This window comes from Bacteroidia bacterium, from assembly GCA_041391665.1.
GTDB lineage: Bacteria > Bacteroidota > Bacteroidia > J057 > J057 > JAGQVA01.
On the sequence record JAWKNO010000003.1, the window covers coordinates 687,218 to 701,733 of the forward strand.

Consider the following 14,516-nt stretch of genomic DNA (forward strand, 5'->3'; position numbering starts at 1 on the left):
GGTTGAAACTACTCGTTGGCCTAATTGGTCTTGTCTCAGATGATCGTATTGTTTTTCCGATTGAGATTTGGTAGCTTTCTCCCATAAATCGGCATTATTTTTTTAACTGTAAAAAGAGTATTTATAAGTTATGCTTACGGTACATCCACAATACATCACCGACAATAAAGGCAAAAAAATCTCCGTCATCCTGCCGATGAAGGAGTTTCGGATATTAATTGAAAAGTTGGAAGAATTGGCGGATATCCGGCTTTATGACGAGGCCAAGTCGAAAAATGAATCCTCACTGCCCATTGATGAGGCATTTAAGTTAATCGAAGCCAAACGCAACCGAAAAACGAAAAATAAATCTTAATGGCTTATCAGATTACCTTAAGGAAAGGTGCTATTAAATCTCTGAAAAAAATTAGTGAGCCCTACTATTCCTCTATCAAAGAAGCTATTTACCGCCTCGCCGAAAATCCCCGCCCACAAGGATGCAAAAAACTTAAAGGCAGAGATGGATATCGTATTCGTGTAGCGGATTACCGTATTATTTATGATATTTTTGATGATATACTCCAAGTAAATGTTATTGACCTGGGGCATCGAAAAGACATCTATGAGTAAAATTTCCGCCTGCAAAGTACGCCAATAACCCCCAAGGATATTCCGTAAATCTGTCTCCTCCCCAAATATTCCCCTAAACCCGTAATATCTTCTGCATGAATGGGTGGGAAAAAGCTCCGGAAGTTTGTTACTTTACAGCTCAAATTTCAACCGGTTTAGAAAATATTCAGCTTTAGCAATTAACACCCCGATCATTATGTCCGATTTTACGACCTTTTCGGCAAACAGCTCTATTGCAGATAAAGCCGCGGATAATATCCGCATTCTCTCCGCCGCCATGGTGGAAAAAGCCAAATCCGGCCACCCCGGCGGCGCTATGGGAGGTGCTGATTTTGTAAATATTCTGTTTACAGAATTCCTCCAGTACGATCCTTCCGATATGACCTGGCCTCACAGGGACCGCTTTTTTATGGACCCCGGCCATATGTCTGCCATGCTCTATTCCCTTCAGACGCTGATAGGGAACATTTCTCTTGAAGATCTTAAAAACTTCCGCCAGTGGGGCAGCCCTACTCCCGGCCACCCGGAGATTGACGTCAAACGCGGAATTGAAAATACCTCCGGGCCGCTCGGGCAGGGGCATACTTTTGGGATTGGGGCAGCGATTGCCGAACGATTCCTCGCCAGCCGCTTTGGCGAATGGATGGCACACAAAACGTATATCTACATCTCCGACGGAGGCATTCAGGAAGAAGTTTCCCAGGGCGCAGGCCGTACCGCGGGTTTTCTAGGACTCGGCAACGTCATCATGTTTTACGATGCCAATGATATTCAGCTTTCTTCTGTCGTGTCTGATGTAATGAATGAAGACACTGCGAAGAAATATGAAGCCTGGGGCTGGCATGTTCAGACCATCGAGGGCAATAATCAGGATCAGATTCGCGCAGCATTGAAAGCAGCCATTGCTGAAACCGACCGCCCTTCGCTGATCATCGGCAAAACCATCATGGGCAAAGGCGCCGTTACCGCTGACGGACATAGTTTTGAGCGGGAAGTCGAAACCCACGGACAGCCCCTGAGCAAAGCCGGCGCTTCCTTCGAAAATACAATCAAAAATCTCGGCGGCGATCCGGCAGATCCGTTTCAGATTTTCCCCGAAGTAGCGGCCTATTATGCCAAAGTGAATGAACACAACAAACAAAACGCAGCAATCAGAAAAGGCGTTCAGGCAAAATGGGAAGCTGAAAATCCTGCGCTTGCAGAGAAACTCAACTTTTTCCTCTCCGGAAAAGTTCCCGCCATTGACTACAGCAAAATCGAACAAAAACCCAATTCTGCCAGCAGAAATGCTTCCGGTGCCGTTCTTAGCTATTTTGCCGATCATATAGAAAATATGGTCGTAGCATCTGCCGACCTTTCCAATAGCGACAAAACCGATTCTTTCCTCAAAAAGACACATCCCTTTACCAAAGGAGACTTTTCGGGGCAATTTTTACAGGCGGGTGTATCCGAACTTACGATGGCGGCCCTCTCTACCGGCATGGCCCTTCACGGCGGAATCATCCCGGTTTGTGCGACATTTTTTGTCTTCTCCGACTTTATGAAACCCACGATGCGCCTTGCCGCCCTGATGCAGCAGCCCGTGAAGTTTCTCTGGACACACGACGCTTTCCGCGTGGGAGAAGATGGCCCGACTCACCAGCCGATCGAACAGGAAGCGCAGGTGCGTTTGCTCGAACAACTCAAAAACCATTCGGGAAAAAGCAGCTTCCTTGTATTAAGACCTGCCGACGGTCATGAAACCACCGTAGCCTGGAAAATGGCTATGGAAAATACCGATACTCCTACGGGCCTGATTTTCTCCCGGCAGAATATCAAAGATCTGCCTTCCAAATCGGGCAACCGCTACCTCGATGCCCAGGAAGCTGAAAAAGGTGCATATATCGTGCAGGAAGACGGCGGAACCCCCGACATTATCTTCGTAGCCAATGGCTCCGAAGTAGCGACCCTCGTCGAAGGTGCAGAAAAACTCCGCAAGGAAAAAGGATTGAAAATAAGAATCGTCTCCGCCATTTCTGAAGGGTTGTTCCGCGCGCAGTCTGCCGAATATCAGAAACAGATCATTCCCGACGGAATCCCCGTATTGGGCATGACCGCTGGCTTGCCCGCAACACTTCAGGGGCTTGTTGGCCCATACGGCAAAGTGATCGGTTTGGACCATTTTGGTTATTCAGCGCCTTATGAAGTGCTGGACGAAAAATTTGGCTACACCGCCGAAAACGTATTTAATCAGGCAATGGAGATGCTAAATTAGAGGAAGTCAGAACTGATATCCTGATTAAATTACAAATCAAATATCTGTAGTTCACACCTTATTCCGCCAGTCCCCCTTCAAAGGGGGACGACACGGCGGAAAGGGGGTTCACAGGAAGTCAAAAGTCATTTTCTATGCTACTACTAGGTTTTGATATCGGCAGTTCATCGGTAAAGGGCGCAATCATTGATGGCGCTACGGGAAAATGTATCGCTTCGGCGCAATACCCCCGGCAGGAGCTTCCGATTTCTGCGCCACATCCCGGATGGGCCGAACAATCGCCCGATACGTGGTGGAACTGCATCAAAGAAGTTTCCCGGGAATTGTTTACTGCGGGCAAGGCCGAAGCGGCAGCCGTAGGCGCCATCGGTATTTCCTACCAGATGCACGGGCTGGTGGCGGTGGATCAGTCATTTACCCCGCTTCGCCCTTCCATTATCTGGTGCGACAGCCGCGCCGTAGAAACCGGCAACCAGGCGTTTAAAGAAATCGGCGCAGAATTGTGTCTGAGCTGTATGCTCAATTCGCCCGGCAATTTTACCGCATCCAAACTCAAATGGGTACAGGAAAATGAACCGGCTATTTATGAAAAAATCCACCGCATCATGCTGCCGGGCGACTATATCGCCATGAAACTTACCGGCGAAATTACCACCACCGTTTCTGGGCTGTCAGAAGGCATATTCTGGGATTTTCAGCAAAATCAACTCGCCCAACCGGTGATGGATCATTACGGATTTTCGCAGTCGCTGATCCCCGGCCTCGTTCCAACATTTGGTCCGCAGGGCACTTTGCGGGCTTCGGTTGCCGCCGAGCTGGGACTTCCCGCAGGCATTCCCGTTACCTATCGTGCCGGAGACCAGCCCAATAATGCATTCTCCCTGAATGTACTGGAACCCGGCGACATTGCCGCAACAGCCGGAACTTCAGGCGTAGTCTATGGCGTCAGTGGTACCGTAAAATACGATCCGTTCTCCCGGGTCAATTCATTCGCCCACGTCAACCACACTGCAGAAAAAACCCGTCTTGGCGTATTGCTTTGTGTGAATGGAACGGGTATTCTCAACAGCTGGCTCAAACGCAATCTCCATACCGAATGGGACTATCAGGAAATGAACCAGATGGCAGCAGAAGTGGCTATTGGCTCGGAAGGACTCGTGATATTGCCCTTTGGAAACGGCGCAGAACGCGTGCTGGAAAACAGAAACCCGGGGTGTCAGATTTCCGGAATTGACTTTAACCGCCACAGCAGAGGGCATTTGCTGAGAGCTGCGCAGGAAGGAATTGTCTGCTCGTTTGTCTATGGGATGGAAATCATGAAAGACATGGGCATTGCGCCCAAAGTGATCAGGGCCGGCCGGGCGAATATGTTTCTCAGCGAAATATTCAGAGATACACTGGCAGGACTTACCGGCGTGCCGATCGAACTTTACGACACCGATGGTGCCCAGGGTGCAGCAAGAGCAGCCGGACTTGGCGCCGGATATTATGCAGGGCGTGAAGAGACATTTGCCGGACTGACCAAACTCTCTGAAATCCACCCCAATACCGCGCATTCGCAGCAATTGCAAGATTTATATTCTCGATGGAAGGGCGTATTATCAGGTATTCTTTCTTAAATTGGAGAAAAGTTTATCTATGAAATACCTTGCCTGGACAGTTTTGGCTTGTTGTTGGATGCTGGCAGCGGGATGTGGCGAATCATCTTCCGACAAACAAAGTGTGGCCGTAACTGAAGGAAACGAACTCGACCTCAGCCGCACCAATGCTGTAAAAAATACGCCCAGTCGCAAAGCCGACGGGAATGAAAACAGGTCTCCATCTGATGAGCAGGTCTCTCTTTCCGGAGACAAAGATTTGCTGTTTAAGCTACCGGAAAATACGCCTGTACCCGAAGGCATGGTTTTCATTCCCGGAGGCATTACCGATATTGGCGACCAGAATGGCCTTCCCCGCGAACAGCCCGTATGGTCTTCCTCCATCAGAGGATTTTTTATGGACATCACGCCCGTAACGGTAGGGCAATACCGCAAGTTTGTCAAAGCCACGGGATATGTAACCCAGGCAGAAAAATTTGGCGATGCAGCGGTATTTGATATGGAAGGGCAAAACTGGTTTCTCAAAAAAACTGCTTACTGGGAATATCCACAGGGCAAAGACCATGCGATTGCGCCCGACGATCATCCCGTAACGCAGGTGTCCTACAACGATGCAGTCGCATATTGCGACTGGGCGGGCAAACGCCTCCCTACCGAAGCAGAATGGGAACATGCCGCGCGCAATGGCAACAATTCGCGGGCAAGGTACTCCTGGGGTGACGAAATTGAGGAAAACGGCCGGTATAAGGCCAATTTCTGGCAGGGCGTTTTTCCCGCATTTAATACCAATGCCGACGGGTTTCCATTTACCTCACCGGTAGGTGCATTTCCCGCAACGCAGCTCGGACTAAAAGACATCAGCGGCAACGTATGGGAATGGTGCCAGACCTGGTACAAATCCTACGACCCCAACGACCCCGACAAAGTCATTACGGCTGAGCCCGAAAGAGTGATGCGTGGGGGGTCGTTTATGTGCGACCCCAACTATTGCCACGGGTACCGGGTATCGGGCCGGTCAGGTTCGACGCCTGAAACCGGCTTGTTTCATGTAGGCTTCCGATGTGTAAAAGATATTTAATCATATATACCCCCTATGTTTACTGAAAAAGACCTTCGCCAGATCGCTGACCAGGGCGCGACACTTGTTACTGTTGAAAAGCAAATCGAAGATTTTCGCCAGGGTTTTCCCTTTCTCAAAATTATCCGTGCGGCTACAGTTGGAGATGGGATTATCCGTCTTGAAGAAGCCGCTGTCAATCAGGCTGTAAGCCAGTATGAGGAGGCCCTTCCGAAAAAGAAAGTACTCAAATTTGTTCCTGCCTCAGGCGCCGCCAGCCGGATGTTTAAGTCGCTGTTTACCCTGATGGACAGCTATAAGGGCACGGCAGAGGACGACGCAAAATTTGAAAAAGATAAAAGTTTTCAGTCTGTTTACTATTTTTTCAACCACCTGGAAGACTTTGCTTTTTTCCATGATCTGAAGGCGACTTTTTCTGAAGCCGAATGGGACAAACTCCTCGCAGAAAAAAATTATCCCCAAATCCTCCGCCACCTCCTTACTGAAGCTGGCCTGAATTACGGAAATCTGCCCAAAGGGCTGTTGCAATTCCACAAATATAAGGAAGGAGAACGCACTCCGGCTCAGGAACACCTCGTCGAAGCCGCCAACTCCTGTACTGTTCGCGGCGGAACCGCCTACCTCCACATGACCGTTTCTCCCGAACACCGGGAAAAATTCACCAGCCATATCGCAGCCAAAAAAGGAGCCATCGAAGCAGAATATGGGGTAAAAATTGAGGTTTCCTTTTCCATCCAAAAACCTTCCACGGATACCATTGCCGTTGACCCTGAAAACCAGCCCTTCCGCAACCCTGACGGCAGCCTGCTTTTCCGTCCCGGCGGCCACGGCGCACTGATCGAAAACCTCAACGAAACAGATGCCGATATTATCTTTATCAAAAATATCGACAACGTGGTGCCTGACAGGATTAAAGGCGAAACCTACCGCTATAAAAAAGCCCTCGCAGGGGTGTTGCTGGACGTTCAGGCACAGGTATTTTCCTATTTGGCGAAACTCGATACTGCTGACGAGACCCTGTTGGGAGAAATTGACCAATTTATCCAAAAAACCCTTTGTACCCAGCCGCCCGCTGCATTTGCCAGTTTAAGTACAGAAGAGAAAAAGGCCTATTTTCAGACCAAACTCAACCGCCCGATCCGCGTGTGTGGAATGGTGAAAAATGAAGGAGAACCCGGCGGCGGCCCATTCTGGGCGCAAAACAGCGACGGCTCCGTATCCCTCCAGATCGCCGAAAGCGCGCAAATCGATACGCAGGATCCCAGCCAAAAAGACCTGATGGAGACAGCCACACATTTTAATCCCGTGGATCTCGTCTGTGCTCCCCGCGACCGGTTTGGCAAACCCTTTGATCTGCTTCAGCACCGCGACCCGCAGACAGGCTTCATTTCTTCCAAATCGCAGGGCGGCAAAGACCTCAAAGCACTGGAATTGCCAGGACTTTGGAACGGCGCCATGTCGGACTGGAATACACTGTTTGTCGAAGTACCCATTATCACCTTCAATCCTGTAAAAACGGTGAATGATCTGCTTAGGGATGAGCACAGATAATTGTCAATGGTTAATTGTCAATGGTTAATTGTCAATGGTTAATTGTCAATGGTTAATTGTCAATGGTTAATTGTCAATGGTTAATTGTCAATGGTTAATTGTCAATGGTTAATTGTCAATGGTTAATGCTTAATTTGGGGGGATTTTTGATGAGTAAGTCGCCTCCTTTATTGACAATTGACCATTAACAATTGACCATTCAAAAGTGAGTAGCCTCCTGTATTGACCATTAACAATTAACAATTGACAATTAAAAATGAAGAGAGAAAATCCGATACGAGATAAGAGCTTTGCATTTTCAATCAGGGTTGTGAATGTGTATAAATATTTGGTGGGTGAAAAAAAAGAATTTGTGATGAGTAAGCAGTTTTTGCGGTCAGGTACTGCCATTGGGGCTTTGTACAGGGAAGCAGAACAAGCAGAGAGCAAGGCTGATTTTGTGCATAAGTTGGGCATCGCGCAAAAGGAATGTAATGAGGTATTGTACTGGCTTGAATTGCTCAATGCCACCGATTTTTTAGATCAGGATCTATTTGATTCATTGCACGATGACGCGACAGAATTGATAAAAATTATCACAAGTATTATTAAATCAACCAAACGGGTTAATAATGGTTAATTGTCAATGGTTAATTGTTAATGGGGGATGAGGAATGATTAATTGTCAATGGTTAATGCTTAATTTGGGGGGATTTTTGATGAGTAAGTCGCATCCTGTATTGACAATTAACAATTAACAATTGACAATTAACGACACTATCGTCGCCATCAGCACACCGGCAGGTTCGGGCGCATTGGGAGTGATCCGGCTTAGCGGGCCGGAGGCGATCGCTATGGCTGATGCTGTATTTTCGCGCGACCTTTCCAAAGCGAAAGGGCACACCCTCCACTACGGTAATATCCTGAAAGGCAGTGAAGTGCTGGACGAGGCGGTGGCCGCTGTTTTTCGCGCGCCGCGCTCCTATACGCGTGAAGACGTAATCGAATTTTCCTGCCACGGCAGCCCCTATATCCTGCGCGAAGTGCTGCTGCTTTTGGTAGAAAACGGCGCAAGGCTTGCCGAGCCCGGCGAATTTACCCGCCGCGCGTATCTCAGCGGTGCGATGGACCTCGCGCAGGCAGAAGCCGTCGCCGACCTGATTGCCTCCACCTCCGCGGGTGCCCATCAGATCGCGATGAACCAGTTGCGTGGCGGCGTATCGCGCGAATTGAAAGACCTGCGCGAGCAGTTGCTCAATTTCACCTCATTGATCGAACTGGAACTCGACTTTAGCGAAGAAGACGTCGAATTTGCCGACCGTAGTCAGTTGCAGGCGCTGACAGGCGAAATGATGGCGCATTTTTCTTCCCTGATCGACAGCTTTCGCCTCGGCAATGCCCTGCGCCAGGGCGTACCTACGGTCATTGTCGGCAAACCCAATGCAGGCAAATCCACCCTGCTCAACGCCCTGCTGGAGGACAACCGCGCCATTGTGAGCGACATACCGGGGACGACGCGCGATGTGATCGAAGACCGCCTCCATATCGGCGGCATTGAGTTTCGCCTGATGGACACAGCCGGACTGCGGCATACCAGCGATATCATCGAAGCCGAAGGTGTAAACCGCAGCCTCGAACTGGCGCAAAAAGCGCAGGTGCTCATTTACGTCTTTGACGCAGTGCTGGAGACACCCCAAATGGCGCAGGAGGCAGTAGCGGCACTTGGGCTGCCGCAAGGAGTAGAAGTGGTGTTGGCCGCCAACAAGTTGGACCAGATCGCCGACTCCGAAGCTTATGTAAGCCAGCACGATGTCGCCGGTCTGAAGTATGCATGGCTGGGGATTTCGGCCAAAACCGGCTATCACCTCAACGGCCTGCGAACCTGGATGGTGGACACCGTGCGCAGCCTCAGCAACGATGCCCCGGGGCAGGTGATCATTTCCCATGCCCGTCATATTCAGGCACTTCAGCAGGCCCGGAAAGCCCTGCTGGAAGTAGAAGAAGGCCTCCGCAGCGGACTCACAGGCGACCTGCTTTCCATCGACATCCGCACCGTACTGCACCACCTCGGCAGCATCACAGGCGACATCAGCACCGAAGAGATACTGGGGAATATTTTCTCGAAGTTTTGTATAGGGAAATAGATTTTCTATTCTTTAGACGAAATATGGAAATCAACCTAAAAAGACATAAATTACGTACAAACCAAAAAGTACAGGGAACATGAGTATTCGGGAAATATTACTAAAGGATATACAGGAGGCCCCACCAGCACTGCTCAAACCCCTTTTCGAGGTATGGCAGGTACTAAAATCCTATGGTTCTAAGCCTGCAAAAAGCCAAAAACATGCAATGAACCGTTATTTTGCAGTGATATCTCCGGCGGAAGCAGAAGAAATACAACAGGTGATTGATGAGGAGTTTGGTAAGATTGATGGTGATTAAGCAAATAGCTCACCGCTTGCGGCTTTTGCTGCCAATGTAACCTTTCAGGTAGTTTTTTCACAAAAAAATCATAACCAGCTAATAACCAGTGCTGGTTATTTTTAGTATAGGGAAGGGATGTTTGCCCCCAAAAAAACAACCGAATCTGATTCTGAATAGATTTTTTGCAATAAGTACCAAAAATCGGTATTTTTCGCAAAAAATTACTCTCGCGATGAAAGAATTGAATGAGATCCGAGTAGAAGACTGGCTAGAAAGGTTATTGGCCAGAGGTTCTTATGGGTTCGCATTGAGAATATTAGAAAAAGAACTGCCGGATTATACCCCGACAGCCATTAAGCGAGCTTTAAGCAGGTTAACAAAGAAGGGGAAGATTGTCTCCATTTATAAGGGGTATTACGTCATTCTGCCCCCTCAATATGCTTTGAAGGGAATTTTGCCTCCTGCTCTATTTCTGGATGCTTTTATGAGTTATCTAAAAAGGCCATACTATGTGTCTTTACTTAGTGCTGCTGCTTTACATGGCGCATCCCACCAGCAACCGCAAGAGTATTTTGTATTGACAAATTTCCCCGTGCTACGACCTATGCAAAAAAAAGGATTGAAAATCAATTATATAAGCATAAGGCAAATTCCAAACATTTTATTGGAAAAGAGAAAAACTGAAGCGGGTTATATAACGATTTCCAATGCTATATTGACTGCTTGCGACCTGATTCAATTTGAGAAACGAATCGGCGGTCTTAATCGGGCTGCCGCTGTGCTCAGCGAGCTGATAGAAAGTATCAGGCCCTCAGATTTTACACCTGAACTCCTGCATCACAGCCATTCGACAGCTTTACAGAGACTTGGTTTTATACTAGAGCAAGTGTGCCACAATCATTTATTGGCTGATGTTTTGTTTTCTGCTATGGCTGAGGAAGGGCTTCTGCTATTCCGAATACCCCTAAAACCAGCTGCTGAAACCAGAGGGTATTCATCAGAAAACCGCTGGAAAGTAATTGTAAACACCTCAATTGAAATAGACGAATGATACCACAGGCTTATATAAATGAATGGCGCCAGGAGGTACCCTGGCAAAGCAATGAGCAAGTAGAACAAGATTTGGTGATTTGCCGCACATTGGTTGAGATATTCTCTGATGAATGGTTGGCAGCTAGTTTGGCCTTCAGAGGAGGAACTGCTTTGCACAAACTATATTTTAAGGCGCAATCACGCTATTCAGAAGATATAGACCTGGTACAGATAAGGGCCGAGCCAATTAAAGAAACTGTACAAAGGTTGCAGCATGTTCTGGCATTTTTGGGCGATTCTGTTGTTAAACCCAGGAGAGACGGTACTCAAATCATCTGCCGGTTTGATTCCGAATTTCCACCGATCATACGATTACGACTAAAAGTTGAGGCGAATACAAGAGAGCATTTTTCAATCCATGGATTCCATCAATTCCCATTTACAGTCAACTCTTCATGGTTTACCGGTAGTTGTCAACTCACTACTTATCGGTTAGAAGAATTGATGGGAACGAAGCTTCGGGCATTATATCAACGCAGAAAAGGCCGAGACCTTTACGATATGTACATTGCTTTAACCCAAAAACCAGATATGGATATTGATGCCCTGCTGCAAAGCTATCGTGAATACATGAGATTCTCTGTAGAAAACCCTCCCAGTCAGCGTGAATTTATTCTGAATATGGAAGCAAAAATTCAGGATGTTGAGTTTTTAGGAGATACCACTGCATTACTCCGACCGGATGTACCGTACAATCCGCAAAAAGCCTACGAATTAGTAAGAACTACCTTAATTGAAAAAATTTGATGGGGATTAAACAAATAACTCACCGCCCTGCGGCTATTGCTAACAATGTAACCTTTCAGGTAGTTTTTCCTCAGAGAAACAACCTTAAACCCTCCTCCTAATTATATCTAAATAGATATAATTATAAATTTTCCCGCAGCATTATATTCTTTTAGATATAAAAACGTATATTTAGTCGTAATTATATCTGATTCCATATAAATGAGCCTCAGTGAATTTGTAAAATCCCGCCGGAAAGAGGCCGGCCTTACCCAGCCGGAGCTTGCAGACCGGGCAGGTGTTGCGCTTACGGTGATACGGAAAATAGAACAGGGCAAACGCAACCTCAATGTGGAAAAGGTCAATATCGTGCTGGCCATGTTTGGCCATGAGTTGGGCCCCGTTTCGATGAAAGCTTCCTCAAGCTAAAGCCATTCTTTACTCTCTGACGAAAAAAAATCCGCCTGTCAGATTGATGGCAGGGCCCAAAGGTTGTTTGCCAAACAGGATTAAATGCGCCCTACCCCTTCTGTTTTGCGAAGTTTTAGCACAAAAATGAAAAATCTATCAGCTTTCTGATTATCTTGGAAGTCCTGTTTTTATCGAAAAAACACAACGACATGACCGACAAACTCGACCTGCAATCTCCTGATATTGTAAATCAAAACTTCGAAAAACTCGCCGCCCTTTTTCCCCACTGCGTGACCGAAAGCGCCGGGGGCAAAGCCATAGACTTTGACCTGCTGAAGCAGGAGCTGAGCCACCAGGTAGTGGAAGGCAACAAAGAGCGCTACCGCCTCGAATGGCCCGGCAAGCGCGAAGCCATCGTCACCGCCAACCTCCCTACTACCAAAACCCTGCGCCCCGTGCGCTCCGACTCCGTGGACTTTGACAATACCCAAAACCTCTACATAGAAGGCGACAACCTCGAAGTGCTCAAGCTGCTGCAGGAAAGCTACCTCGGCAAGATCAAAATGATCTACATAGACCCACCCTACAATACGGGAAAGGACTTTGTGTATAAAGACAATTTTTCAAAAACCGGCCAGGAAGAACTTTTTGAAAGTGGCCAAAAAGACGAGTACAACCAGCGCCTTGTCGTAAACCCCGAAACCGCAGGGCGCTACCATTCTGATTGGTTGTCAATGATGTATCCCCGGTTGAAGTTGGCGAGGAATCTATTGACCGATGATGGGGTGATTTTTATTTCGATAGATGATAATGAAGCCGCTAATTTGAAAAAAATAGCTGATGAAGTCTTTGGTGAAGTTTGTTTCATAGCAGATGCAATTTGGCGATCAAAAGACAACAGTAACAATGACGCTAAAAGATTCTCTTTAGACCACAACCATACTCTCGTTTATTCAAAAAAACAAGAGTGGCAACCAGCAAGGATAAAAGATGAATCAAAGCAGTCACACTTTAAAAATCCTGACAATGATCCTCTCGGCCCTTACTTTGATGGCAACCCACTCAATTCTCCAAATTATCGAGAAAATCTTATTTATGATTTGGTTGCACCAAATGGAAATATCATTAAACCGCCCAAAAATGGTTGGAGATGGTCTCAGAAATTAATGAACGAAAAGATTGATTCAGGAGAAATAAGGTTTAATGAAGATAGTACCAATATTAGAAGAAGGACATATTTAAAAGATATGGCAGGCCTTCCTCCTTCAACTTTAATGATTGACTTAAAGAAGAGCGGGCATAACAGACAAGCAAAGTATGAGCTTCTTAAGTTGATGCCAGAAGATGTGTTTGATACACCAAAACCCATAAAACTCATCCAATATCTAATGGAATTAGCAAATATTGGAAGCGGAGACTTTGTTCTTGACTTCTTTGCTGGATCAGGAACTCTAGGGCATGCCGTTCTTGATTTAAATGCGACTGATAGGTTAAATAGAAACTTCATTCAAATTCAAATACCTGAAGCAACCGAAGAAGATAGTAATGCAAAGAAAAGTGGCTTTAGCACTATATCAGAAATAGCAAAAGAGCGTATCCGCCGCGCCGGAAAATCAATTGTGAATGGTCAATGGTCAATGGTTAATGAGAAGAAGCAGCAATTAGAAAAGCAGATTAATGGTCAATTGACAATGGTGAATGGTCAATGGGTTTTTCCGGAGGGGAGAATCATAGATGAGAAAGCCAAAAACCTGCTAGCAGAAATTAACCATTTACAATTAACCATTAACCATTTAGACACCGGCTTCCGCGTCTATCGCCTCGACAGCAGCAATATGCAGGACGTGTATTATCGCCCGCAAGACTACCAACAAGCCAACCTGGACCTCTTTGCCGACAATGTAAAGCCCGACCGCACGGCAGACGACCTGCTGGCGCAGGTGATGCTGGACTGGGGATTGCTGCTGAGCTTGAAGATCGAGCAGGTAAAAGTAGCGGGTAGGCAGGTATTCAAAGTCGCCGAAAACTCGCTCTATGCCTGCTTTGATAGCGGGATTGACGAAGCCTTTGCCAAAGAAATAGCCAAAGATCAGCCCTTGCGGATTGTCTTTCGGGATAATAGCTTTAAAGACGACACCGCCAAGGTGAATGTGAAGCAGTTGCTCAAGCAGTTGAGTCCGGAGACGGAGATGAAGGTGATATGATGAGTGGTTAGTGATGAGTGGTTAGTGATGAGTGGTGAGTGGTTAGTGATGAGTGATGAGTGGTTAGTGGTTAGTGATGAGTGATGAGTGATGAGTGGTCAGTTGTTAGTTAAAAATGTTTTTGGTTATGGGTAAGCATGTTTTTAGGGAGAAGAGTTTTGGTTTTGCCATTAAGGTCGTTAAAGTCTGTAAGTTGTTGAGCTCAGAGCAGAAGGAATTTGTTTTGAGTAAACAATTATTGCGTTCAGCTACCGCTATTGGTGCCTTACACCGAGAAGCTGAACATGGAGAAAGTAAAGCCGATTTCATTCATAAAATGGGTATTGCACAAAAGGAGTGTAATGAAACGGTGTATTGGTTGGAGTTGCTGCATGCAACAGAATATCTCACTGAAATGAGCTTCAATGAATTGCACAAAGAAGCTTCTGAACTACTCAGGTTATGCACCGCCATTATTAAAACTGCGAAGCAGAACAAACAAACCACCAACCACTAACCACTAACCACCAACCACTAACCACTAACCACTAACCACTAACCACTAACCACCAACCACTAACCACCAACCACTAACCACTAACCACTAA

At 46.9% G+C, this 14,516-nt stretch carries 14 protein-coding genes; all 14 read left to right on the top strand.

Translation table 11 applies throughout. The features are described from left to right. The first annotated feature begins 130 nt into the window (after positions 1 to 130). Positions 131 to 355, top strand: coding sequence for a hypothetical protein (locus tag R3D00_25610; protein ID MEZ4776579.1), 225 nt, complete (start codon positions 131 to 133; stop codon positions 353 to 355). Beyond that, the gene (locus tag R3D00_25615; GenBank protein ID MEZ4776580.1) at positions 355 to 609 is read left to right on the top strand and encodes a type II toxin-antitoxin system RelE/ParE family toxin; all 255 of its coding nucleotides are present in this window, start codon (positions 355 to 357) and stop codon (positions 607 to 609) included. The genes R3D00_25610 and R3D00_25615 overlap by 1 nt, the downstream gene beginning before the upstream one ends. A gap of 196 nt (positions 610 to 805) precedes the next feature. After that, positions 806 to 2,863 carry a transketolase gene (locus R3D00_25620; GenBank protein MEZ4776581.1) on the top strand — a complete coding sequence of 686 codons (2,058 nt, stop codon included), beginning with the start codon at positions 806 to 808 and terminating at the stop codon, positions 2,861 to 2,863. 134 nt (positions 2,864 to 2,997) lie between these two features. After that, complete coding sequence (locus tag R3D00_25625; GenBank protein MEZ4776582.1) at positions 2,998 to 4,482, top strand: FGGY family carbohydrate kinase; 1,485 nt, start codon at positions 2,998 to 3,000, stop codon at positions 4,480 to 4,482. A gap of 19 nt (positions 4,483 to 4,501) precedes the next feature. After that, positions 4,502 to 5,539, top strand: a complete 1,038-nt coding sequence (locus R3D00_25630; GenBank protein ID MEZ4776583.1) for a formylglycine-generating enzyme family protein — start codon at positions 4,502 to 4,504, stop codon at positions 5,537 to 5,539. A gap of 15 nt (positions 5,540 to 5,554) precedes the next feature. Continuing rightward, positions 5,555 to 7,090 carry a DUF4301 family protein gene (locus tag R3D00_25635; protein MEZ4776584.1) on the top strand — a complete coding sequence of 512 codons (1,536 nt, stop codon included), beginning with the start codon at positions 5,555 to 5,557 and terminating at the stop codon, positions 7,088 to 7,090. Between the two features lie 256 nt (positions 7,091 to 7,346). After that, on the top strand, positions 7,347 to 7,709 hold the full coding sequence (locus R3D00_25640) for a four helix bundle protein (GenBank protein MEZ4776585.1): 363 nt from the start codon (positions 7,347 to 7,349) through the stop codon (positions 7,707 to 7,709). A 121-nt stretch (positions 7,710 to 7,830) separates the two neighbouring features. Then, positions 7,831 to 9,213, top strand: a complete 1,383-nt coding sequence (gene mnmE, locus R3D00_25645) for a tRNA uridine-5-carboxymethylaminomethyl(34) synthesis GTPase MnmE (protein ID MEZ4776586.1) — start codon at positions 7,831 to 7,833, stop codon at positions 9,211 to 9,213. 79 nt (positions 9,214 to 9,292) lie between these two features. Continuing rightward, positions 9,293 to 9,514 carry a hypothetical protein gene (locus R3D00_25650; protein ID MEZ4776587.1) on the top strand — a complete coding sequence of 74 codons (222 nt, stop codon included), beginning with the start codon at positions 9,293 to 9,295 and terminating at the stop codon, positions 9,512 to 9,514. Between the two features lie 214 nt (positions 9,515 to 9,728). After that, positions 9,729 to 10,547, top strand: a complete 819-nt coding sequence (locus R3D00_25655) for a type IV toxin-antitoxin system AbiEi family antitoxin (protein ID MEZ4776588.1) — start codon at positions 9,729 to 9,731, stop codon at positions 10,545 to 10,547. Then, positions 10,544 to 11,335, top strand: coding sequence for a nucleotidyl transferase AbiEii/AbiGii toxin family protein (locus R3D00_25660; GenBank protein ID MEZ4776589.1), 792 nt, complete (start codon positions 10,544 to 10,546; stop codon positions 11,333 to 11,335). The genes R3D00_25655 and R3D00_25660 overlap by 4 nt, the downstream gene beginning before the upstream one ends. 201 nt (positions 11,336 to 11,536) lie before the next feature. After that, positions 11,537 to 11,743 carry a type II toxin-antitoxin system Y4mF family antitoxin gene (locus R3D00_25665; protein ID MEZ4776590.1) on the top strand — a complete coding sequence of 69 codons (207 nt, stop codon included), beginning with the start codon at positions 11,537 to 11,539 and terminating at the stop codon, positions 11,741 to 11,743. 191 nt (positions 11,744 to 11,934) lie between these two features. Then, the gene (locus R3D00_25670) at positions 11,935 to 13,929 is read left to right on the top strand and encodes a site-specific DNA-methyltransferase (protein ID MEZ4776591.1); all 1,995 of its coding nucleotides are present in this window, start codon (positions 11,935 to 11,937) and stop codon (positions 13,927 to 13,929) included. Between the two features lie 127 nt (positions 13,930 to 14,056). Then, on the top strand, positions 14,057 to 14,425 hold the full coding sequence (locus R3D00_25675) for a four helix bundle protein (GenBank protein MEZ4776592.1): 369 nt from the start codon (positions 14,057 to 14,059) through the stop codon (positions 14,423 to 14,425). The last annotated feature ends 91 nt before the right edge of the window (positions 14,426 to 14,516 follow it).